This is a genomic window from Pseudomonas sp. B16(2017) (genome assembly GCF_002113205.1).
GTDB lineage: Bacteria > Pseudomonadota > Gammaproteobacteria > Pseudomonadales > Pseudomonadaceae > Aquipseudomonas > Aquipseudomonas pharyngis.
Window position 1 is genome coordinate 275,156 of the sequence record NZ_NEKA01000004.1, and the last position, 22,875, is coordinate 298,030.

At 58.4% G+C, this 22,875-nt stretch carries 16 protein-coding genes; 9 read left to right on the top strand and 7 right to left on the bottom strand.

The annotated features are described in order from the left end of the window. Window positions 1–8 precede the first annotated feature (8 nt). The 3 genes from CAG25_RS08815 to CAG25_RS08825 all read left to right on the top strand — a co-directional run bounded on the left by CAG25_RS08815 (window position 9) and on the right by CAG25_RS08825 (window position 4,658). Complete coding sequence (locus tag CAG25_RS08815; protein WP_085610391.1) at window positions 9–3,107, top strand: efflux RND transporter permease subunit; 3,099 nt, start codon at window positions 9–11, stop codon at window positions 3,105–3,107. A gap of 182 nt (window positions 3,108–3,289) precedes the next feature. Further along, window positions 3,290–3,931, top strand: a complete 642-nt coding sequence (locus CAG25_RS08820) for a DUF1345 domain-containing protein (protein ID WP_085610392.1) — start codon at window positions 3,290–3,292, stop codon at window positions 3,929–3,931. A gap of 280 nt (window positions 3,932–4,211) precedes the next feature. Then, entirely contained in the window at window positions 4,212–4,658 is a 447-nt protein-coding gene (locus CAG25_RS08825; RefSeq protein ID WP_085610393.1) for a hypothetical protein, read from the top strand. Window positions 4,659–4,727: 69 nt separating this feature from the next. On the opposite strand, the gene CAG25_RS08830 is transcribed toward CAG25_RS08825, so the two are convergent. The 3 genes from CAG25_RS08830 to CAG25_RS28275 form a co-directional block, all read right to left on the bottom strand. Next, window positions 4,728–7,082, bottom strand: a complete 2,355-nt coding sequence (locus tag CAG25_RS08830; protein WP_143492844.1) for an autotransporter outer membrane beta-barrel domain-containing protein — start codon at window positions 7,080–7,082, stop codon at window positions 4,728–4,730. Between the two features lie 191 nt (window positions 7,083–7,273). After that, window positions 7,274–9,283: a hypothetical protein gene (locus CAG25_RS08835; RefSeq protein WP_085610395.1), complete on the bottom strand. Its 2,010-nt coding sequence runs from the start codon at window positions 9,281–9,283 to the stop codon at window positions 7,274–7,276. 133 nt (window positions 9,284–9,416) lie between these two features. Next, on the bottom strand, window positions 9,417–10,223 hold the full coding sequence (locus CAG25_RS28275; RefSeq protein ID WP_143492846.1) for a hypothetical protein: 807 nt from the start codon (window positions 10,221–10,223) through the stop codon (window positions 9,417–9,419). A gap of 257 nt (window positions 10,224–10,480) precedes the next feature. Between CAG25_RS28275 and CAG25_RS08840 the strand changes: the two genes are divergently transcribed. The 5 genes from CAG25_RS08840 (at window position 10,481) to CAG25_RS08860 (ending at window position 15,837) form a co-directional block, all read left to right on the top strand. Continuing rightward, window positions 10,481–11,509, top strand: coding sequence for a LacI family DNA-binding transcriptional regulator (locus CAG25_RS08840; protein ID WP_085610396.1), 1,029 nt, complete (start codon window positions 10,481–10,483; stop codon window positions 11,507–11,509). Between the two features lie 174 nt (window positions 11,510–11,683). Continuing rightward, entirely contained in the window at window positions 11,684–12,466 is a 783-nt protein-coding gene (locus CAG25_RS08845; protein WP_085610397.1) for a sugar phosphate isomerase/epimerase, read from the top strand. After that, window positions 12,459–13,481, top strand: coding sequence for a sugar kinase (locus CAG25_RS08850; protein ID WP_085610398.1), 1,023 nt, complete (start codon window positions 12,459–12,461; stop codon window positions 13,479–13,481). The genes CAG25_RS08845 and CAG25_RS08850 overlap by 8 nt, the downstream gene beginning before the upstream one ends. A gap of 58 nt (window positions 13,482–13,539) precedes the next feature. Beyond that, window positions 13,540–14,838, top strand: coding sequence for an MFS transporter (locus CAG25_RS08855; RefSeq protein WP_085610399.1), 1,299 nt, complete (start codon window positions 13,540–13,542; stop codon window positions 14,836–14,838). Window positions 14,839–14,859: 21 nt separating this feature from the next. After that, window positions 14,860–15,837: a D-glycerate dehydrogenase gene (locus tag CAG25_RS08860; RefSeq protein WP_085610681.1), complete on the top strand. Its 978-nt coding sequence runs from the start codon at window positions 14,860–14,862 to the stop codon at window positions 15,835–15,837. A 57-nt stretch (window positions 15,838–15,894) separates the two neighbouring features. On the opposite strand, the gene CAG25_RS08865 is transcribed toward CAG25_RS08860, so the two are convergent. From CAG25_RS08865 to CAG25_RS08880, 4 genes are all read right to left on the bottom strand, one after another. Further along, entirely contained in the window at window positions 15,895–17,082 is a 1,188-nt protein-coding gene (locus tag CAG25_RS08865) for a pyridoxal phosphate-dependent aminotransferase (protein ID WP_085610400.1), read from the bottom strand. Window positions 17,083–17,123: 41 nt separating this feature from the next. After that, on the bottom strand, window positions 17,124–18,749 hold the full coding sequence (locus CAG25_RS08870) for a methyl-accepting chemotaxis protein (RefSeq protein ID WP_085610401.1): 1,626 nt from the start codon (window positions 18,747–18,749) through the stop codon (window positions 17,124–17,126). 222 nt (window positions 18,750–18,971) lie between these two features. Beyond that, complete coding sequence (locus CAG25_RS08875) at window positions 18,972–20,111, bottom strand: glycerate kinase (protein WP_085610402.1); 1,140 nt, start codon at window positions 20,109–20,111, stop codon at window positions 18,972–18,974. 91 nt (window positions 20,112–20,202) lie between these two features. Next, on the bottom strand, window positions 20,203–21,327 hold the full coding sequence (locus CAG25_RS08880) for a sugar diacid recognition domain-containing protein (RefSeq protein WP_085610403.1): 1,125 nt from the start codon (window positions 21,325–21,327) through the stop codon (window positions 20,203–20,205). Window positions 21,328–21,498: 171 nt separating this feature from the next. On the opposite strand from CAG25_RS08880, the gene CAG25_RS08885 reads away from it, so the two are divergent. After that, entirely contained in the window at window positions 21,499–22,809 is a 1,311-nt protein-coding gene (locus CAG25_RS08885; protein ID WP_085610404.1) for an MFS transporter, read from the top strand. The last annotated feature ends 66 nt before the right edge of the window (window positions 22,810–22,875 follow it).

Below are 22,875 nucleotides of genomic sequence, written 5' to 3' on the forward strand. Positions count from 1 at the left end.
GCTCTTCTATGCCGCAGTTCTTTATCGACCGCCCGGTGTTCGCCTGGGTCGTCGCGTTGTTCATCCTGTTGGCCGGTGCGCTGGCCATCCCGCAATTGCCGGTGGCGCAATACCCCGACGTCGCGCCGCCGCAGATCGAAATCTACGCCGTGTACCCGGGCGCCTCGGCGCAGACCGTCGACGAAAGCGTGGTCAGCCTGATCGAGGAAGAGCTCAACGGCGCTGATCACCTGCTGTATTTCGAATCCCAGAGCAGCCTCGGCAGCGCCACGATCAAGGCGACGTTCCAGCCGGGCACCAACCCGGAGCTGGCGCAGGTTGATGTGCAGAATCGCCTGAAGGTAGTCGAGTCACGCCTGCCGCAAGCGGTCAATCAGCAAGGTTTGCAGGTGGAGAAAGTCTCCGCCGGCTTCCTGTTGCTGATCACTTTGACCTCCAGCGACGGCAAGCTCGACGACGTGGCGCTCAGCGATTACCTGGCGCGCAACGTGATGAACGAGATCAAGCGCATCGACGGTGTCGGCAAGGCCCAGTTGTACGGCGCCGAGCGGGCGATGCGGATCTGGGTCGATCCGCAGAAGCTGATCGGTTTCAACCTGACACCCGCTGACGTCAACGCCGCCATCGTCGCGCAGAACGCCCAGGTGTCAGCCGGCAGCATCGGCGATCTGCCGAACCCGAGCACTCAGGAAATCACCGCGACGATTCTGGTCAAGGGTCAGCTTTCGACGCCGGAAGAGTTCGCCGACATCGTGCTCAAGGCCAACCCGGACGGCTCCACCGTGCGCATCAAGGATGTGGCGCGGGTCGAGATCGGCAGCCAGGAATACCAATTCGGCACCCGTCTTAACGGCAAGCCGTCCACCGCCGTCGGTGTGCAACTGTCGCCGGGCGCCAACGCTTTGAGCACCGCCACGCTGATCCGAGCAAAGATGGATGAACTGTCGCGCTACTTCCCGGCGGGCGTGGAATACAAGATTCCTTACGACACGTCGCCATTCGTGAAGGTCTCGATCACCAAAGTGGTCTACACCCTCGGCGAAGCCATGCTGCTGGTGTTTGCGGTGATGTTCCTGTTCCTGCAGAACATCCGCTACACCCTGATCCCGACGCTGGTGGTGCCGGTGGCGCTGATGGGTACCTTCGCCACCATGCTGGCGCTGGGGTTCTCGATCAACGTGCTGACCATGTTCGGCATGGTGCTGGCCATCGGCATTCTGGTGGACGACGCCATCGTGGTCGTGGAGAACGTCGAACGGATCATGGCCACCGAAGGCCTGTCACCGAAAGAGGCAACGCGCAAGGCGATGAGCCAGATCACCGGGGCGATCATCGGCATTACGCTGGTGCTGGTGGCGGTGTTCATTCCGATGGCGTTCATGCAGGGCTCGGTGGGCGTCATCTATCGCCAGTTCTCGTTGTCGATGGCCACCTCGATCCTGTTTTCGGCCTTCCTCGCCCTGACCTTGACCCCGGCGTTGTGCGCGACATTGCTCAAGCCGATTGCCAAGGGTGAACATCACGAGAAAACCGGGTTATTCGGCTGGTTCAACCGCCGTTTCGAGCAGTTGACTGATCGCTATCAGGGTTGGGTCGGTTACGCACTGAAACGCACCGGTCGTTATCTGCTGATCTACGGTGTGCTGCTGGTGGGTCTGGGCCTGTGCTTCGCGCGCCTGCCCTCCTCGTTCCTGCCGGTCGAGGACCAGGGTTACACCATCACCGACATTCAACTGCCGCCCGGTGCAAGCAAGAACCGCACGGTGCAGGTGGTCGAGCAGATCGAAGCGCACAACGCCGGCGAACCGGGCGTGGGCGACAGCACCGTGATTCTCGGTTTCAGCTTCTCCGGCAGCGGCCAGAATGCTGCGCTGGCGTTCACCACGCTCAAGGACTGGTCGCAACGCGGCAGCGACGACTCGGCCAGTTCGATTGCCGACCGTGCCAACATCGCCCTCAGCCAGATCAAGGACGCCGTGGCCTTCGCCGTGCTGCCGCCGCCGGTGGATGGTCTCGGCACTTCCAGCGGTTTCGAGTTCCGCCTGCAGGATCGCGGCGGCCTCGGTCATGCGACCTTGATGGAGGCTCGCACCCAGTTGCTCGCGGCCGCCGAGAAAAGCCCGATCCTGATGAACGTGCGTGAAAGTGCGCTGGCCGAAGCGCCGCAAGTGCAGCTGGAAGTGGATCGCAAGCAGGCCAATGCACTTGGGATTTCCTTCGCCGACGTCGGCAACGTGCTGTCCACCGCCATCGGCTCCTCGTACGTCAATGACTTCCCCAATCAGGGGCGGATGCAACGGGTTGTTGTCCAGGCTGAAGGTGATCGTCGCAGTCAGGTCGATGACTTGCTGAAAATGCACGTGCGCAATGACGCCGGGAAAATGGTGCCGCTGTCGGCATTCGTGCGAGCCACATGGACTCAAGGCCCGGCGCAACTGACCCGTTACAACGGCTACCCGGCAATCTCGATTTCCGGTGAGCCGAAACCCGGCCACAGTACCGGCGAAGCCATGGCGGAAATCGAACGGCTGGTGGCGCAAGGGCCGAAAGGTCTGGGTCAGGAATGGACCGGTCTGTCGCTGCAGGAACGTTTGTCCGGCAGCCAGGCGCCGATCCTGCTCGGGCTGTCGCTGCTGATCGTGTTCCTGTGTCTGGCGGCGTTGTACGAGAGCTGGTCGATTCCGACTTCCGTGCTGCTCGTTGTACCACTCGGCGTGCTCGGTGCGGTGCTGGCGGTGACTTTGCGCGGGATGCCCAACGATGTGTTCTTCAAAGTCGGGCTGATCACCATCATCGGCCTGTCGGCGAAGAACGCGATCCTGATCATCGAGTTTGCCAAGAGCCTGTATGACGAAGGTCACGATCTGATCGACGCTACGCTGCAAGCCGCGCGCCTGCGGTTGCGGCCGATTGTCATGACTTCGCTGGCGTTCATTCTGGGCGTGGTGCCGCTGGCGATTGCCACGGGCGCAAGTTCGGCGAGTCAGCAGGCGATTGGAACCGGGGTGATTGGCGGGATGATCACGGCGACGTTGGCGGTGATCTTTGTACCAGTGTTCTTTGTTGTCGTCATAAAGCTCGTACAACGATTCACCAAACCCCACTGATCTCAAATGTGGGAGCGAGCTTGCTCGCGAAAGCGTCGACACATTCAAAGTGGATGTTGGCTGACCGGACGCATTCGCGAGCAAGCTCGCTCCCACAGGGATTTGCAAACATCCGGCATTGTGGCCACACCTGTCAGCGCTGAGCTAAGGTGTCTGAACCACCCTGGCCCATCGAGCCCTCCATGCGCTTTCTCGCTCGCACCCACCCTCGCCTCTCTGCCGCTGCCCTCTTCGGCCTTGCCGTCGGCCTGCTAGTGCCTGCCGATTCTGTCATCAGCAAAATTCTCATCGGCTGGAATGCAGGGGTCTGGACCTATTTGGCCCTGATGCTCTGGCTCACCTCTCGGGCCAAGGCGCCGGACGTCAAGCAAATAGCCGTCGTCGAAGATGAAAACGCCGGGCTGGTGCTGTTCGTGGTGTGTATTGCGGCGCTGGCCAGCCTGGCGACCATCACCCTGGAACTGGCCGGCAGCAAGGATCTGGAAACCACCCGCAAACTCCTCCACTACGGATTTACCGCGCTGACGGTCATCGGCTCATGGCTGCTGATCGGGGTGATCTTCAGCGTCCACTACGCCCGCCTGTTTTACACCTGGGACGGCAAGGAGCCGGCACTGCGCTTTGCCGAAGGTCTGACGACGCCCAACTATTGGGACTTTCTGTACTTCTCGTTCACCATCGGAGTGGCGGTGCAGACGGCGGACGTTGGCGTGGCAACGCGGGAAATCCGCAAGATCGTGCTGGCACAGTCATTGATCGGTTTTGTGTTCAACACAGCGATTCTGGGGTTCTCGATCAATATTGCGGCAGGTTTGTTTGGCTGAGTTTGGCTGCGCTCTACATGCCGATAAACGAACGTTTATATTGAGAAAGGACATGCATCACAAATAGTTATTTATCCGATTTGTAATAACGAATACATTTCCTGCGTCTTTTAGACAGCGACGCCCCCTCAAACTTATTCCAACCACAAAAAATTCGATTTTCATAGCTGTAATATCCGACAGTAGACAAAGCGCGCGAGCAGGCCTTATATAGGTTATCCATGTCCGTTCAAGTGTTTCGGCGTGGAAACCCCTGACAGAACAATCGGAGACTTGACTCATGAGCAGCGCAGTCAGAAAAAACAACTACAGTAGTCAGTTAGCACCCAGGGAAGAATTCACAGCTAACCTGGAAAATGGATCAACATTCAAGGCCTTGTACACTGTGCTTGAAGAGTCCACAACTCCCGGTAGAGGGGACGTATACATGGTGATTGCATATGATCGCCAGAACACTTATGCACGAACATTTACGATCGTGTTCAAGAAAAGCACGCTCGAGGGTAGAATTTCAATAACCGACGACGATCTTGATTCGAACGTGATCTTTAACAACTACGAAGATCCGGAGAATCCGACACTGCAAAAAGCGACTGGCGGAATTCTGAGTTACAAGCTGGACATTGCCGAAAATCAGTTCAGCGGATCCTTCATAGCCGATGTCACCAAAGCCGATGGTAGTGGCACGTTTCCTTGCACTGCGAATTTTGATACCTGGCTCAGCTGAAGATGTGAAAAAAGGCCCTGGCTAATAAACCAGGGCCTTCCTTTTGTTACGTGAGCCTGCGCCAGTGCTCTACCATTTGTATTGAACCCCCACGGTTCCTCCCAAAGGCATCTCTATATTTTTACCACTCATGTATTCGAGTTCTACATGCGCCTGCCAGCGCTCCGACAAATTGTACGCTACACCGCCCCCCAACTCGCCACGAGACCCGGAAAGGTCGTTATTGAACACATTGTTGTTGACCTTGACCTCATTGTTTTTGGAGAACTCGTGAGCAAGCGCCAAGCGAACATAGGGCTGCACGGTTGCGCCGTTAATCAGTTTCACATCGCGTCCAGCCGTAACACCCACTTTGCCGCGCAATGAGCGGGTACGGTCACCCTTAACGCTCAAGCCATTATCCAGACCGTAATCCTTGCCCTTGATTACAGCAGCAGAACCCAGAATAAAGGGCTCCAAGAAGTATCCACGATCAAGCTTTATATGACGGCCGGCTTCGACCGATCCACTGATACCGTTGTTGTCATAATCGCCCTTTGACCGCGAGCCATCGGTCATGCCGACTTTAGCCTCGTTCTGGAAGTGGTTGAGCTTTACAACGCTATCGACATAGTAACCACTCGTTTCATCGATGAAGGTCAGGTACGAACCTATGTAACTGCTAGTGATCGTGCCACTGGTTCCTCGATGCAAGTCCAGATTCGAGGTACTGCGCCCGGCCATCACTCCGAGCAGCCACTGCCCGGCACCCAGGCGTAAAGGCGCATCGGCGCCCAGTGTGAAGCCTTGCTGGCTCTGCTGGTACCCATCACCAAAGGCGTCGGAGACGTTGATCTTGCTGCCATAAACTCTGCCCCAGGCACCGGACTTATCCTGGTTGAATCGGACCTCTCCCATGCGACTGCGGAGTGACATCGCCTCCCCATCCAACACCGTAATGGCGGTGTTGAACAGCGCTGTTACCGCTCGCGTGGATGGGCTGACATTTCGGGCAGTCGGGTCGAGAAACCAGTCGTGACCACTGTCGCTCTGTTTCAATCCGTAGACAAACGCACCGCGATCGACTTCGCCATTGACATTCGCCAGGGAGAAACTGGCGTCTCCTTGTGCAGTGCGTACCAATTGCACGGGTTGTCCGCTGGCCGGCTCTGCTCCGGAACTGTTTACCAGCAGTTGATGATTGCCAGTGGCTGTACCCGTGACGTTCAGGGTGTCGGCCTGGTTCGTCGCGAAATTGACATTCATTTCAAACACGCCGTTACCGGAGAGGTTCTGCACGTCCAATTGATGAAAAGCGCTATCGGTGCCGATCTTGACCGTGCCACCGTTCAGAATCAGGTTTCCGACCTGACTATTGTCCGTCATGTTCCAGCGCGATGAGGAATCAATGGTGGACGACGCCACCCCCGCCATGGCGCCGGTCAATTGCGAACCTTGCGCAAGAGCCACCGAGGCAGTCGCTCCGGTATCCGCTTTCACATCACCGGTCAGCGATCCCTGAGAAAAACTCAATGCGGCCACACTGCTATCTGATACCAGTACGTTACCCGTCAGGTCACTTCGGTCAACGTTCATGCTGACATTGCCGGCGCGCCTGACCTCAAGAACAGTTCCATTACCCCCCTTCAGTGTCGAACCGTTTGAAACATCGATCGATGAAGCAGGCGCGGAGAGGTCCGCGTAGTCAACGACGATGGCCGATCCGCTCTGGCCCTCCACGCTCGAACGATCCAGATGCAATTGGCTCGCCGGGAGTCCGGCCCCTTCAAGCCCCAGTGTTACACCGTTCTGTCCACCCGAAATTTGCGTGTTGTTGCTGGCAGATGCAGTCCCGCTCAGAAGGCTCACACCAGAACTGGCAGCGCCAGTACCTGTGATCGAGGAGTTGGAAAAAGTGAGATTGCTGAATGCCGTCGCGCGTGCGCCGCCCGTTACGCCAGTAATGATGCTATCGCTGACAGTCGCACTTGACCCGGTCGAGGTACTGGTGTTGCGGGCTGCCTGCAACCCGAGACGATTGCTCGAAATAATACTGTTGCCCGAAATGGTCGCGGTACTGTTGAGGAGTTCAAGCCCGGCACGTGCATTACCGCCGCTCACCGTAGTCCCTGCCAGACGCACATCCGAACCTGCGCCTGCGGAAATCTGCTGAGTCCGTGCACCGGTGGCATTCACTTGAGATTGCTGGGCGCTAATATCAAACGTCCGGGCTTGATTGATATTCAACGTTGCATTCTGTGAGAGCTGCCATGATTCCTCATTGTCACCGTTGTTGACGGTGTGAGGCGGGCCACCAACGAGCCCCCCGGCAGTAGCAGAACCGCTGGCTAACAATGAGAAACAGAATGATGAGCTCGTCAGCCAGATTGCCGTCCTTACGCTGGAAGCCACATGTGTGATTTGCCACATAGTAAAAGTACCCAAATTCAGTCCTCCCGAAGGAACGACGATGCTATTTGAACGGGTAAAGATCCTTCACCCACGGCGGCGTTAGCCTACAGGTCCACTTCGTGATGGTCTGTAGGAGAAGTCTGTGAATACCTGCGGAAAATTTTCCGGGCTGAATGAAAGGAGCCTGTCGGAAAACCTGGTTCCCGACAGGCGATTTTATTTCGTTATGGGTTAACCTCGTCACAGTATTTGAAATCACCGTTCAGCAAGGAAACCTCATTGAAAAACTCTTCTGAAGGATTTGGGTGACCGGCGATCAATATCGAATACCAGACTTTGATATAACCGTTGGGCAACCCGGAACCGTTCGGAGGTTGAATAGGCTTCAACCTGGTCAAATAAGGTTTTACATTCAACACAAACTCCGATGGATTCTCACTACCTGTAACCGTGTAAGTATCCTTAAAATCGGTATCTTTAACTGGCTTGGTGCCCAGTGCGTCTTCATACCCCTGTGAATAAACCGTAACGATGGTACCCTCCGGCATGAGCGTGGTATCGATATCTACAGTAACCGGCAATTCAAAATCTGGCCGCGTCAAATATCTGCAGGAGACGAAACCATTAAAGAGCCGAACTCTAGGCTCTGGCAGATCGACTGTTGCCAGATCTACCTGGACTTCAGTCTCTGATGACTCCATGACAGCCGAGCTGAGCGCAGGATTCTCAATCGTCCAGTAGGCATATTTTTTACCAGGCGCTCCAATCACGGCATCAAATTCAGCAGGTGTCATCGTATGGGTCAAGAGCGTCGTCGTCGGTGTCAAATCCAGATCGAAAACTTCAGCGCCATTGATCCAGAGTCGCGCAACGTCCCCCGTTACCGGCACCCAGGGATCGGCTACTTCCTTCATCGGCGTACTGATTGTCACATCCGCAAGTCGATCACTCGAGGTGATATGGTTCAGCTTGTCTGAGGCACCCCTAACCTCAACTTTGACCATCTTTGGATTTTTGATATCCGGAAAACCCGGATTTACCGGGCCAGGGTACAGGAGATTGAGTACAGAATTGACGTCGACGGAAGGCACTGCCGGCTCTATTCCGCGAAGGAAATTATATCTGCCCGTGATCGGTACGGGTGCTGTGGCGTTATTCCAAAGTGCCAGTAATCTGCTGAGTGATATCTGGAATTGCAATAGATTGGCATTATTCAGCGGTAAAGTACCCAAGCCGATTGAGAGAGAGCCATTGGATACAGTCGGAGAAATACGATCAGTATTTCGTGCATTGTCCGGGCGACGGACGTTCAGATAAACCGTTCCCTGCAAATCATTCAGATCAATCGGATCCGGTGAGATACCCTGCGGGAATTCGCAATCGTGAAGCGTGGGAGGTGGAATGCGAGAAACCGTAAAATCGTTCGCAATAGATGGCTCGCTTACATTCCCCGTCAAGTCTTTCAATGTGTACCAGAGGTAATTGAACCCATCCACTTTTGGCAGTTCGCTTGATGGAATATCGACTATATCCGCAATCAATGCTTGACTCAGGAGCAACGTGCCACCTGTGCCATAGTTTTCACCATAGTAAACATCGATCGTGTCATCGTCACTATAGAACTCATAGATTCGACTGACCTGAAGTTTTAAAGTCAAATTATTCGCCAGCCAATCCTCGTCAATTGTTTTGCTCGGGAGGTTTTGATAAATCGCTCTTTCCGGTTGAAATTTCGTACCGGACACCTTATCAACTTCGGGTGGATTCCTATCAACTTCTGCAATCAGCCAATTGGATTTATCTTCATTGCCATCGGTCCCTTTGAATTGCCTTAGCTGAAACTGCCAGGCTGTCGAAGACCGCACCATATCATCATCCAGAAGTGCTGCCGTAGGGATGTCAATAAGAACTTCCGCAGGACGACCCGCGACATTGCCCAGAGTGTCATTGTCGACCATTGTTTCTGTTCCGGTAGTGCCCTTTCTCTGCCACAACTCCCACTCATCACCGTCCTGCGGATCCTGAATCGTGTTCGTTAGAAATTGTACTTGCAAGGTTCCTGAATCCAGGATTGTCTTCGGGACCAGTCTACGCGCCAGCAACCCTACAATCGGGGGATCGGGTAGCCTTGCTCCGAGATTTGAACTGGCAGTACGCAATGCAAAACGCGACTGTTTGGCGAGTTCAACCGACGTCAGCGTCTGACCGCCAGTTGTTGTGGCTTTAACATTCATTTTGGTTTCTCCATGTAAGACAGACAATCCAAGACGTTCAGCAACAAACCCAGAACTGCACAATGGGAAACTTAAATTGCTGTAGCCCAGGGCACAACTTCTTCAGATACATCAATTTTCTATAGTGAAAAACTCAAGGAAACCCCCCGCATGGAATAGGTTCACCTGCAATCATCCGTTCAATTTTTACTACACTTCTGCGAGACCTATAAACTGGAACTCCATTTCGACATATCGTGTACTGGGCTGCTCCGGAATGACCACTTACCATTGGTTTAACATAGGGATCAAACGCAATATCGACAATAAATCCATTAGCAGGATCGCTTCCGGTGATCGTTTTTTTAAACTTATGAATCGGCGTGAGTGCGGGTGGTACGCCGGTTATAGATGCAAAACCTTGCCAATCAAGCTCAAACTCATCCTGATCGGCAAATACCGACTCAGGTAGTATCTTTACTCGAATTTTTTGCGAGACAGGCGTCAAGGAATAACAGTTCAACTCACCATGAATGTTTGCATCAGGAAATTCCGGCCCATGAAGCGACGGTACCAATGTGTGGTCGATGATCAGGGAACGCTTTGGCGAAGGATCCTCATTACCGTTACGCCCCTCCAGAATGTAATAAAGAAGTGCAGAGCCATCAACGCTCATATGCTCTGGTGTTATTGAAAATGTAAACTCGGGTTTATAGTCAAGGTACGTATAGGTCTCGGTAAAAATCTCTGTCTCGTTGCCATTTTGAAACCAGTAAACATGCAAAATGTAATAGTCCGCTGGCTGGCCCGGAGCCGGTTGCACAGGAAAATTTGGCCAAGCTGGCAGTCGTCCGACAGTCCCGCTTATTAAAACCTCGAACGGTATCTTCGCCGGATCGATATCACTTACACCGTCTATTTTTAGAGGTGCGGCAGTTATCTGCTGATCAGGCTTTGACATGGGTATTTTCTCTGGCGAAAGTGTTGTCAATGCACAAATCGTTCAATCGCGTCTTATGGTTGATTAAGCGCCGACTTCCTGCCGCTGCCTACTGTCAGATCTGACAGGTAAAACGACCACCCGTCGGAATAACCTCACTGCGAATCCAAAACACCCATCAAGCAAACTTGACGAGGGAGTAATTTTTCAGGCCAACTGAAACCGGTTTCAGCTTCTGTTTCAGTTGCTGCACAGACATAAAAACAAGGTCCATCACCGTGAACGATTTCTCCGCCGCCCAGCGCAGCCGCGTCACCATGCTCGACGTTGCCGAACACGCTGGCGTGTCCAAGGCCAGCGTCTCGCGCTTCATCGGCGATGATCGCGCCCTGCTCTCCGATGCCATTGCCCAGCGCATCGAGCAGGCGATTGCCGAACTCGGCTATCGCCCCAATCAGATGGCCCGTGGTTTGAAACGCGGCCGCACGCGCTTGATCGGCATGCTGGTGGCCGATATCCGCAACCCTTATTCGATTGCCGTGATGCACGGAGTGGAAACCGCCTGCCGCCAACACGGTTACAGCCTGGTGGTGTGCAACACCGACCGCGATGACGAACAGGAACGCCAGCACCTGGCGCTGTTGCGCTCGTACAACATCGAAGGGCTGATCGTGAACACCCTGGGCCATCACCGGGATGAGCTGGATGAGTTGAAGCGGGAAATGCCGCTGGTACTGGTGGATCGCAAAGTCGATGGGCTGGAAAGCGACATGGTCGGGCTGAACAACCCGCAAGCCATCGAGATGGCGCTCGAACATCTTCAGCAACGTGGCTATCGCGATGTACTGCTGGTGACCGAACCCTATGACGGCACCAGTTCGCGGATCGAGCGGGTCAGCAGTTTTCAGCAGCAGATTGGCCAGCGCAAAGACATGCGTGGCGCGGTACTGGAAACTGACTCGAGCCTTGTGAACGATCTTCAAACCTTTTTGAACACACCTGATAACGGCCCGAAAGCCCTGTTCTGCGCCAATGGCGTGGCGGCGCTGGCTTGCACCCTGGCGCTGCGCGAGATTGGCTGCCGATTGTTCGAGGATGTCGGGTTGATCGCCCTGGATGATCTGGATTGGTATCCGTTGGTGGGCAGCGGGATTACTGCCCTCGCCCAGCCGACCGAAGAGATTGGTGCGCGGGCGTTTGAGTGTTTACTCACGCGCCTGCGTGGGAATGATGAAGCGGCGCGAACTCTGGATTTTGCGCCGGTGCTTATTGAGCGCGGTTCGACCCGTGGGTTTTGTAGTGACTAATACGGCCTCTTCGCGGGCAAGCCCGCTCCCACAGGTATTGGGGTGTACCCGAGATTTGTGAGCGACCTGCTATCTGTGGGAGCTGGCTTGCCAGCGATGAGGCCAAAAAGAACAACACAGCCTTGGCTGATTTTTTTTGAACAAAAATGAAACCGGTTTCAGAGGTAAATAACAATGAATAAACCCGCTGTTTCCATCAGCCTGTCCAGCTACGGCGCTGACCTCGTTCGTCGTCGTGGCCAGGCTTCGTTCATCGAAGTGCTGGCCGCTGCAGGCGCCAATCGCATCGAATGGCGCGAAGAACTGCTGACCAACGAAGTCCCCGATCAACTCGCCGCCGCCACACACGCTCAAGGCCTGCAGAGCATTTACTCCTCACCCACCGAACTGTGGCTGGCCGGTCAGTCGCGGCCCAATCCCGAACTGATCACCGCGCTGCAAAATGCCGAAGCATTCGGTTCGAAGTGGCTGAAGGTTTCCCTGGGCTTCTTCACCGACAACAACGATTTGCAGACCCTCGCGCAAATTCTTGCGCAGAGCCCTGTGCAACTGCTGGTAGAGAACGACCAGACCCTGCACGGCGGGCGGATCGAACCGTTCCAGCGTTTCTTCGCTGTCGTCGAGCAACACAACCTGCCGATCAAGATGACCTTCGACATCGGCAACTGGCAGTGGCAAGACCAGTCCGCCACCAGCGCTGCACGACTGCTTGGCCGCCACGTCGGCTACGTGCATTGCAAAGCCGTGGCCCGCCGTGACGACGGCAAACTGGTGGCAGTACCGCCCGCCGCCACCGACCTGCATCTGTGGGAACAACTGCTGCGGCACATGGCCCAAGGGGTCATGCGCGCTGCCGAATACCCGTTGCAGGGCGATGACCTGATGCAGCTCACCACCGAACACGTCGCCGCCCTCGCCCGCCTCGGCCAATCCCGTCTGGAGCCTGCTCATGTCTGAGATCGATATTCTGTCGTTCGGCGAAACCATGGCCATGTTTGTCGCCGAACAGAGCGGTGATCTGGCCTCCGTCGAGCAGTTCCACAAACGGATTGCCGGGGCGGACAGCAACGTCGCCATCGGCTTGTCGCGGCTGGGCTTCAGGGTCGCGTGGCTGAGCCGGGTCGGTGCTGATTCGCTGGGACGATTTGTCGTCGAAACCCTGGCCCGTGAGGGACTGGATTGCAGCCATGTCGAAGTCGACAAGGCTCATCCGACCGGTTTCCAGCTCAAGTCGCGCAACGATGACGGCAGCGATCCGACGGTCGAGTACTTCCGTCGCGGCTCGGCGGCCAGTCATCTGTCGCCGCAGTCGATCACCCCGACGCTGTTGAGCGCCCGGCACCTGCACGCCACTGGTATTCCGCCGGCGCTGTCAGCATCGGCCCGGGAAATGTCCCGTGAGCTGATGACCCGCATGCGCAACGCCGGGCGCAGTGTGTCGTTCGACCCGAACCTGCGCCCGAGCCTGTGGGCCAGCGAACGGGAGATGATCAGCGAGATCAACCGTCTCGCCGCCCTCGCCCACTGGGTGCTGCCGGGGTTGAGCGAAGGTCGCTTGCTGACCGGATTTGAAGACCCGGCGGATATCGCGGCGTTTTATCTCGATCAAGGTGCCGAAGCCGTGGCGATCAAACTCGGGCCGCAGGGTGCGTATTACCGCACCCATCTGGATCAAGGGTTTGTCGCCGGCGTGCCGGTCCAGACCGTGGTCGATACGGTGGGTGCCGGGGACGGATTTGCGGTGGGGATGATCAGCGCCCTGCTGGAGCACCAGAGTTTTCCCGAGGCGGTCAGACGCGCCAACTGGATTGGCAGCCGTGCGGTGCAGAGCCGTGGCGACATGGAGGGACTGCCCACCCGATCCGAACTCACCGCTGAATTCGAGGCCGCCTTCGCGAGCAAGCTCGCTCCCACAGGTCTTGTGTACGCCACGGACATTGTGGGAGCGAGCTTGCTCGCGAAGGGGGCATAACAGACACAACATTTTTTGAACCTGCTGCGACAAAAACAACAAGCTCAGGAGCAAGACCATGAAAACCGCAACCCTCGCCACCCGCCGCTGGTGGTACATCATGCCGATCGTGTTCATCACCTACAGCCTGGCGTACCTGGACCGGGCCAATTACGGGTTCGCCGCCGCCTCCGGGATGGCCGCCGACCTGATGATCACCCCGGGCCTGTCCTCGCTGCTCGGCGCATTGTTCTTTCTCGGTTACTTTTTCTTCCAGGTGCCCGGCGCGATCTACGCGCAAAAGCACAGCGTGAAGAAGCTGATTTTCGTCAGCCTTATCCTCTGGGGCGGGCTCGCTACGCTGACCGGCGTGGTCTCCAACGCCTATTGGCTGATCGTCATCCGCTTCATGCTCGGCGTGGTCGAAGCGGCGGTGATGCCGGCGATGCTGGTGTACCTGTGCCACTGGTTCACCCGCGCCGAACGCTCGCGGGCCAACACCTTCCTGATCCTCGGCAACCCGGTAACCATGCTGTGGATGTCGGTGGTCTCGGGCTATCTGGTGCAGCATTTCAGCTGGCGCTGGATGTTCATCATCGAAGGTCTGCCGGCAGTCCTTTGGGCCTTTATCTGGTGGAAGCTGGCCGATGATCGTCCGGCCCAGGCCAAGTGGCTCAACGACCAGGAAAAGCACGATCTGGAAAGCGCGCTGGCGGCCGAACAGGTCGGGATCAAAGCGGTGAAGAACTACGCCGAAGCCTTCCGTTCGCCGAAGGTGATCATTCTGGCGCTGCAATTTTTCTGCTGGAGCATTGGCGTCTACGGCTTCGTGTTGTGGCTGCCGTCGATCCTCAAGGCCGGCGCGCAGATGGACATGATCGAGGCCGGCTGGCTGTCGGCGTTGCCGTATCTGGCAGCGGTGATCGGCATGCTGCTGGTGTCCTGGGGCTCGGACAAGCTGCAAAAGCGCAAACGCTTCGTCTGGCCGCCGCTGCTGATTGCCTCGGTGGCGTTCTACGGCTCCTACGCCTTGGGCGCGGAGCATTTCTGGTGGTCGTACACGCTGCTGGTGATCGCTGGCGCCTGCATGTACGCGCCTTACGGGCCGTTCTTCGCCATCGTCCCCGAGATCCTGCCGGCCAATGTCGCCGGCGGTGCGATGGCGCTGATCAACAGCATGGGCGCCCTCGGTTCGTTCGGCGGCTCGTATCTGGTCGGCTACCTGAACAGCTCCACCGGTTCGCCCGGCGCTTCGTACTTGTTGATGAGCGGCGCACTGATGCTCTCGGTGGTGCTGACGATTTTTCTCAAGCCCGGCGCCAGCGACCGGGTGACGGCCAAGCGCGTCGCACCGCGTCCGCAGCCGGCCCATTCCTGAATTGATAGAGAGATGACTGCGATGAAAAAGCAGGTTGTGTTGTACAAGAAACTATCGCCGGCGCTGATGGCGCGCCTTGAGGAACAGGTCAATGTGACGCTGATCGACAGCCTCGACGCCGACGGCCTGATGAAACTGCGCGACGCCCTGCCCGGTGCCCACGGCTTGCTCGGCGCGAGCCTGAAACTGGACGCGGCGCTGCTCGATCTGGCACCGCAGCTGGAAGCGATTTCCAGCGTCTCGGTGGGCGTCGACAACTACGACATCGACTACCTGACCCGGCGCAAAATCCTGCTGACCAATACCCCGGACGTGCTCACCGAAACCACTGCCGACACCGGTTTCGCGTTGATCCTGGCCACCGCCCGGCGCGTGGTGGAACTGGCGAACATGGTGCGCGGCGGTCACTGGCACCGCAGCATCGGCCCGGCGCATTTCGGCACCGATGTGCACGGCAAGACCCTGGGCATCATCGGTATGGGGCGAATCGGCGAGGCGCTGGCCCAGCGTGGGCATTTCGGGTTCGGGATGCCGGTGATCTATCACAGCCAGTCGCGTAAACCGGCGGTCGAGGCGCGCTTTGATGCGCAGTACCGCAGTCTGGAGGATCTGTTGCAGCAGGCGGATTTCATCTGCCTGACCTTGCCGCTGACAGCGCAGACTGAAGGTTTGATTGGCGCCGAACAGTTTGCGTTGATGCGGCCGGACAGCATCTTCATCAATATTTCCCGGGGCAAGGTGGTGGACGAGGCGGCGCTGATCGACACCTTGCGCCATAACCGGATTCGCGCGGCGGGGCTGGATGTGTTCGAGCGTGAGCCGCTGAATCATGACTCGCCGTTGTTGCAGCTGAACAACGTGGTGGCGACACCGCACATGGGCTCGGCGACCCATGAGACGCGCGAGGCGATGGCGCGGTGTGCGGTGGAGAATCTGTTGGCGGCGTTGGCTGGGAAGAAGCCGATGAATCTGGTGAACTCATCAGCTTGGCAGAGCTGAAGCTTTCAGCGCTTGTACCGGCCCGTCGAAGGGGCCGGTACTGTCGTTGCAAAAAATTCAGGCACTGCGCACTTGCAGAAGCTGCGCAGCACAAAAGGCAATCCGCGAACACGCATCCGCCAGTTTCACTCTATCCACCACCAGCCCGATGCGAATATGCCCCGCCGCACTGGGCCCGAACGCTTCCCCTGCCAGCACCGAAACCCCATACCCCTCCAGCAGGCGCTCGGCAAAGTCCTGCGCGCCGAGCCCGGTCTGGCGCACGTCGACCATTACAAACATCCCGCCATCCGGCTTGATCGGGTACAACCCAGGACACCCACGCAACCGCTCGCACACCAGATCCCGACGCAAGCGGTATTCCTCGCGCATCTGCGTCACTTCCGGCAGATCTTTCTCCAGCGCTATCTGCGCCGCTTTCTGCACAAAATCCGGCAACCCGAACAACATGCTCAGCGACAGATTCACCAGATGCTCGGCCAAGGGTTTCGGCCCGATCATCCAGCCGATCCGCCACCCGGTCATGGCATGGGATTTGGATAGGCTGTTAATGGTCGCCGTGCGCTCGGCCATGCCCGGCAGGCTCGCCGGGCTGACGTGCTCGCCTTCGTATAACAATTCGCTGTAGACCTCATCGCTGATCAGCCACAAGTCATGACGGATGCACAGCGCTGCCAGCTCTTGCCAGATCAGCAGCGACAGGCTCGCACCGGAAGGATTGTTGGGACTGTTGAGCAAAATGGCTCGTGTCCTGGGAGTGATCCGCGCCGCGACATCCGCCGGGTCGACGCGAAAACCATTCTCCGGACGAACCGGCACCGGCACCACGGTTGCGCCGCAGGCACCGAACACGCCTTCGTAGGTCACGTACATCGGTTCGGCGACGATCACTTCATCGCCCGGATCCAGCAGACATTGCGCCACCGAATACACCGCGCATTGCGCGCCGGGCAACACGATCACATGCTCGGCATCGACGTCCTGGCCGCTGTTGCGCCGATGGCGCTCGGCGATCTGCTTGCGCAGCTCCAGCCGGCCGCGCACGTCGGAATAATGGGTATCGCCCGCCAGCAGGCTGTCGATGGCGCCGTGGATGATCGGCAGCGGCGTATCGAAATCCGGATCACCCACGGACAGCAGCAACACATCAATCCCTTCGGCGCGCAGCTCCAGCGCTCGGTCGTGAATCCGCCAGGCCGCTGCTCCCTCCCCGGCGATTCGTTGGGTCAAGGCTGAATAGCGCATGTACGTCTCCTGATTGCGCGGTCTCCAGCCTTCACCCTAGGTCAAATCACAAAGCGCGCCACCATCGCATTCAAATCCACCGCCAGACGCGACAGTTCGTGGGTCGCGGCGCTGGTCTGGTTGGCGCCGGCGGCCGATTGGGTGGCCAGATCGCGGATGTTGACCAGATTGCGGTCGACCTCGCGGGACACCTGCGCCTGCTCTTCCGAGGCGCTGGCGATCACCAGGTTGCGCTCGTTGATCTGGTGAATCGATTGGGTGATCTGCTCCAGTGCAACACCGGCGGCGCGGGCCATTTCCAGGGTGGTCTGGGTACGCTGGTTGCTTTGCTGCATCGACTCGACCGCTTCACCGGTTCCGTTCTGGATGCCGGCGACCATTTTTTCGATTTCCTGGGTCGATTGCGCAGTGCGATGGGCCAGTGCGCGAACTTCGTCCGCTACCACCGCGAATCCGCGCCCGGCTTCACCGGCACGGGCCGCTTCGATGGCGGCGTTGAGCGCCAGCAGGTTGGTCTGTTCGGCGATGGCGCGGATCACGTCCAGCACCTTGCCGATGTCACGGCCCTGAGCGGCCAGGCCTTCGATCATTTGCGCGGTGTTCTGCACGTCGTGGGTCATGGTCTGGATCGCGTCGACGGTTTTCACCACCTGATCGCGACCTTCACGGGCGGCGTGGGTCGACTGGTTCGAAGCTTCGGAGGTCGATACTGCGTTGCGTGCCACCTCTTCCACCGCAGCGGTCATTTCGTTGACGGCGGTGGCGGCCTGTTCGATTTCGTCGTTCTGCTGTTGCAAGCCACGGGATGCTTCTTCGGTCACGGCGCTCAGTTCTTCGGCAGCAGCGCCCAGTTGCGTGGCGGAGCCGGCGATCTGTTCGATGGTTTTGCGCAGGTTGGTCTGCATCGCCGCCAGCGCTTCAAGCAGGCGCGCCGGTTCGTCCTTGCCGTCGATTTCGATGGATTTGGTCAGGTTGCCGCCAGCGATGGTTTGCGCGGCAGCGACGGCGCGGTTCAGCGGGGTGACGATGCTGCGGGTCAGCAGCCAGGCCAGCAATACGGTCAACAACGCGGCAATTACAGACACGGCGATGATGCCGGTAATGGCACTGTTGTAATACTCACCCGCCTGAGTGGAAGCGGTCTTCGCGTCGGCGGCGTTGATTGCGATCAGCTTGTTGAGTTGTTCGCCCATCTTGTCGGTGCCGTCCTTGATCTTCGTGTTGATCAGGGCGCGCATCTCGTCGAGCTTGTCCTGGCGCGACAGCTCCATCATCTGGTTCTGCGCCTGCACGTAGTTGTCGAGAGTCGTCGAAAACTCCTGATATAACGCGCGCTCCTCCGGGCCGGCCGGCAGTACCGCGTAACTGGCCTGGGCAGCGCGCACCTTGTCCACCAGCACACCGATGCGGGTCTGGGCTTCCTGCAAACCGGCCGGTTCGCGGTTGACCAGAATGCGGAACGAGAGAATCCGCAGGCGCAGCACGTTCTCCGTCACCACCGCGAGTTGGGTGACGCTTGGCAACTGCGTCGAGTCCATCTCCAGGGAAGCCTGACGGATGATCGACATGCGATTGACGGCGAACACGCCGAGCACGATCACCAACAAGGCAATGAAGGCAAAACCGAGGAAGGCACGGGGCGCGATATTCAGATTACGCAGGGACATAGGAGGACTCTCGGATAGTTGAAACTACGAGCGTCCATGCCGTTATCACGGGCCCGTGGGCGGGCTTCGTTCCGGCGTCACTGTTTTGGAAAATCTTGTGTGCGCCTGATTTCTGTATCGGCCAGGCTTGAGGAAGTTTGCGGGGAAAGATGAAATATTTTTCACGGCGCTGCGGGTGTTTCAGCGCTGAAACACCCGTTGTTTCAGATGATGACTGACAGGTCAGGCCGGAGTTGCAATACGCCAGACCCGGGCAATATCCGTGGCACGTTCACGCAACAGGCGCGGGGCTTCGGCGCAGGCTTGTTCAAGGGTCATCGGGCCGCTGGTGACCGCGAATGCAGCGTCGATGCCGTGATCGTAGAGCGCTTGATAGCCCTCGCCGAGGGTGCCGGCGATGACGATCACGGGGACGCCGTGTTGCTTGGCGATCCGCGCCACGCCAAACGGGGTTTTGCCGCGCAGGGTCTGGGCATCGAAGCGCCCTTCTCCGGTAATCACCAGATCCGCGCCCTTCACAGCTTCGGCCAGACCGACCAGCTCGGCGACCACTTCGACACCGGCCTGAAATCGCGCACCGAGAAACGCCTTGGCGGCAAAGCCCAATCCACCTGCGGCACCGCTGCCCGGTTCATCCCGTGCATCCTTGCCCAGCGCTTGCGCGCAGAGTTCGGCGAAGTGACCGAGGGCCTGATCCAGTTGTTGCACTTGCGCCGGGGATGCACCCTTCTGCGGGCCGAAAATCGCCGAGGCGCCGTGGGGGCCGCACAGCGGATTGTTGACATCGGCGGCGATGTCGAAACGCACTTGCGTCAGACGCGGGTCGAGCTCGCTCAGGTCCAGACGTGCGAGTTGCGCCAACGCCAGACCTCCCGGCACCAGCGATTGCCCTTGAGCATCCAGCAGTTTCACGCCCAACGCTTGCATGGCGCCGGCGCCACCGTCGTTGGTGGCACTGCCGCCGATGGCCAGAATGACTCGCTGCGCGCCGGCATCCAGCGCGGCGCGGATCAGCTCACCGGTGCCGAAGGTGCTGCTGATACAGGCATCGCGCTGCCCCGGCGGCACCAATTGCAGACCGCTGGCCTCGGCCATTTCGATGATTGCGGTGTGGTCGTGTGGCAACCAGCCCCACGCAGCTTCAACTGCCGCACCCAACGGGCCACGTACGCGAGTGCGGCGCAGTTCGCCTTCGCACGCGGCGAGAATCGACTCCACCGTGCCTTCGCCACCGTCGGCCATCGGGCACTTGACCAGCGTCGCCTGTGGCCAGACCTGCGCCAGGCCCAGCGCAATGGCCTCTGCAACGCCTTGGGCACTCAGGCTGTCCTTGAACGAATCGGGGGCGATGACGATTTTCATGCGATTTCTCCAGTTCCAATGCCCCTCATGCTGCCAGTCGCCCTGCCGGTTGACGCCTGTCCGCTGCACAAGTCGTGCAGGCGTTTATTGTTCATTTCGACAAATCGTCGGTCTGCGGCAGCAATTGCACACCCAGATACAACGCCAGCATCCCGTCGAGCTTCAACGGATCGACCCCGCTCAACTCGGCAATCCGCTCCATCCGGTAACGCAGGCTGTTGCGGTGGATACCCAAGGCATCGGCGCAAGCCTGGCTCTGCCCGTCGTGATCGCACCAACTGCGCAGGGTCGCGAGCAACTGGCCGTTGCTGTCCTTGGCGATCACTTTGCGCAACGGTTTGAGCAGTTCATCCAGCGCATCGTCGTTGCGATGGCGCCAGAGCATCACCGGCAAGCGATAGCGATTGAGAGTCAGGAGCCGTGAACGCGGCAGCACTTCGCGGCCGTAAGCGAGCAAGTCGCCGACCCGTCGATAGCAACGGCGCAACCCGGCCAGCCCATCGGCCTGCCCGCCAACCGCGATACGCAGAATGTTCCAGCCCAGACCATCGAGTTTTTCCAGCAGGCGATCATGCTCGACGTTCTGACTCGCCGGCCGGCACCACAACAGTGACGACTTGGCCGAACTCACGCACCAACTGTCGGGATAGCGCGACATCAGCCAGGCACTCAGCGCCTCGACGGTTTGCCCCGCTCCGTGTTCCAGACCCAGCTCGAACAGATACGGCACCCGCGTCAGTTGCGGTTTGAGCCCTAGCTGCTGGGCTTCATCCACCAAACGCGGCGAATCCCCTGCTTCACTCAACAGCAGTGCCAGCAAATCATCGCAACGCTGCCGCCGCCATTGCTGTTCGGATTGCTGGTTGCGCTGGCCGACCAGCATTTCAGCCGTCATGCGCACTAGCTCGGCGTAAGTGCGCAATTGCTCCGGCTCGCCGGTGATACCGAGCACGCCGATCAAACGCTGATCGAGCAGCAGCGGCAGATTGATCCCCGGCTGCACACCTTTCAAATGCACCGCCGTCTGCGCGTCAATCTCCACCACCCGACCGTTGGCCAGCACCAGTTGCGCGCCTTCGTGGCGGGTGTTGATCCGCTCCGGCTCGCCACTGCCGAGGATCAGCCCCTGGCTGTCCATGACGTTGACGTTGTACGGCAAAATGGCCATGGCCCGGTCGACGATGTCCTGGGCGAGGTCGTGATCGAGTTCGAACATAGGGGCTGGAATCCTTGAAAACAGGCGCGGACGGTTGTTCACCCGCACAGGGTCTGGCGGCAAACCCTGTGCTCAGGCACAAAGACAATCCGGCCAAAGGTGGCCGAGACTCTCAGGGCGATCAACGTTACCCTTTGCATCGCAAAAAATCATAATAAAGAGAGAGCCGCCATGTCGCAGAGCGCCGCTGCCGCCCAGACCATCGTTGACGATAAAAATGCCGTCTACAAACGCATCACCCTGCGTTTGATCCCCTTCATCTTCATCTGCTACCTGTTCAACTACCTCGACCGGGTCAACGTTGGATTCGCCAAACTGCAGATGCTCGACGCGCTGAAATTCAGCGAAACCGTGTACGGCCTCGGTGCCGGTATCTTCTTCATCGGCTACGTGCTGTGCGGCGTGCCGAGCAACCTGGCGCTGACCAAATTCGGCCCACGGCGCTGGATTGCGCTGATGATGATCACCTGGGGCACGCTGTCAACCTGCCTGCTTTTCGTCACCACGCCGACCGAGTTCTACACCCTGCGCCTGTTCACTGGCGCCGCTGAAGCCGGGTTCTTCCCTGGCGTTGTGCTCTACCTCTCACAGTGGTTCCCGACGTTCCGCCGTGGCCGGATCATGGCGCTGTTCATGTCGGCGATCCCGGTGTCCGGTCTGCTCGGCAGCCCGTTTTCCGGCTGGATCCTCAATCACTTCGCCGCCGGCCAGGGCGGTTTGGCCGGTTGGCAGTGGATGTTCCTGCTGCAAGGCATTCCGACCGTGGTACTGGGCGCCCTCGCCTATTTCCTGCTCAGCGACAACTTCGCCAACGCCAAATGGCTGACCTCGCACGAGCGTTCGGTGCTGGAAGCCGATCAGGCCGAAGACCTGGCGAACAAACCGAAAACCACTTCCGATTCGCTGATTGCCGTGTTCAAGAACCCGGCGATCTGGGCCTTCGGCCTGATCTACTTCTGCATCCAGAGCGGCGTATATGCGATCAACTTCTGGCTGCCGTCGATCATCAAGAACCTCGGTTTCAGCGATAACCTGGTGATTGGCTGGTTGAGTGCGATTCCGTATCTGTTGGCCGCCGTGTTCATGCTGGTGGTGGGTCGTTCGGCGGACTTGCGTAAAGAGCGTCGCTGGCACTTGGTGGTGCCGATGTTGATGGGTGCTGTCGGCCTGCTGATCGCGGTGAACTTCGCGGCGAATCCGGCGATTGCGATTCTCGGTCTGACCATTGCGACTATGGGTGCGTTGACTGGGTTGCCGATGTTCTGGCCGGTGCCGACTGCCATGCTGAGCGCGGGTGCTGCGGCGGGTGGGTTGGCGTTGATCAACTCCATGGGGCAGATGGCGGGGTTCTTGAGCCCTTACCTTGTGGGTTGGGTCAAAGACAGCACCGGGTCGACCGATGCGGCGTTGTATCTGCTGGCGGGAGTGATTGTTGGCGGGAGCCTGCTGGCGTTGCGGATGACGCGGACGTTGCGGGCCTGATTATTGGCAGACACACAAAAACGGCCCACTTCGGGCCGTTTTCGATTTCGGGTGTTCTGTTCCGCG

Bases quoted from the DNA above. Each gene is read 5' to 3' on its own strand.
- CAG25_RS08815 (WP_085610391.1), top strand. From the start codon at position 9: ATGCCGCAGTTCTTTATCGACCGCCCGGTGTTCGCCTGGGTCGTCGCG.
- CAG25_RS08820 (WP_085610392.1), top strand. From the start codon at position 3,290: ATGCGCTTTCTCGCTCGCACCCACCCTCGCCTCTCTGCCGCTGCCCTC.
- CAG25_RS08825 (WP_085610393.1), top strand. From the start codon at position 4,212: ATGAGCAGCGCAGTCAGAAAAAACAACTACAGTAGTCAGTTAGCACCC.
- CAG25_RS08835 (WP_085610395.1), bottom strand. From the start codon at position 9,283: ATGAATGTTAAAGCCACAACAACTGGCGGTCAGACGCTGACGTCGGTT.
- CAG25_RS28275 (WP_143492846.1), bottom strand. From the start codon at position 10,223: ATGTCAAAGCCTGATCAGCAGATAACTGCCGCACCTCTAAAAATAGAC.
- CAG25_RS08845 (WP_085610397.1), top strand. From the start codon at position 11,684: ATGAATAAACCCGCTGTTTCCATCAGCCTGTCCAGCTACGGCGCTGAC.
- CAG25_RS08850 (WP_085610398.1), top strand. From the start codon at position 12,459: ATGTCTGAGATCGATATTCTGTCGTTCGGCGAAACCATGGCCATGTTT.
- CAG25_RS08855 (WP_085610399.1), top strand. From the start codon at position 13,540: ATGAAAACCGCAACCCTCGCCACCCGCCGCTGGTGGTACATCATGCCG.
- CAG25_RS08860 (WP_085610681.1), top strand. From the start codon at position 14,860: ATGAAAAAGCAGGTTGTGTTGTACAAGAAACTATCGCCGGCGCTGATG.
- CAG25_RS08865 (WP_085610400.1), bottom strand. From the start codon at position 17,082: ATGCGCTATTCAGCCTTGACCCAACGAATCGCCGGGGAGGGAGCAGCG.
- CAG25_RS08870 (WP_085610401.1), bottom strand. From the start codon at position 18,749: ATGTCCCTGCGTAATCTGAATATCGCGCCCCGTGCCTTCCTCGGTTTT.
- CAG25_RS08875 (WP_085610402.1), bottom strand. From the start codon at position 20,111: ATGAAAATCGTCATCGCCCCCGATTCGTTCAAGGACAGCCTGAGTGCC.
- CAG25_RS08880 (WP_085610403.1), bottom strand. From the start codon at position 21,327: ATGTTCGAACTCGATCACGACCTCGCCCAGGACATCGTCGACCGGGCC.
- CAG25_RS08885 (WP_085610404.1), top strand. From the start codon at position 21,499: ATGTCGCAGAGCGCCGCTGCCGCCCAGACCATCGTTGACGATAAAAAT.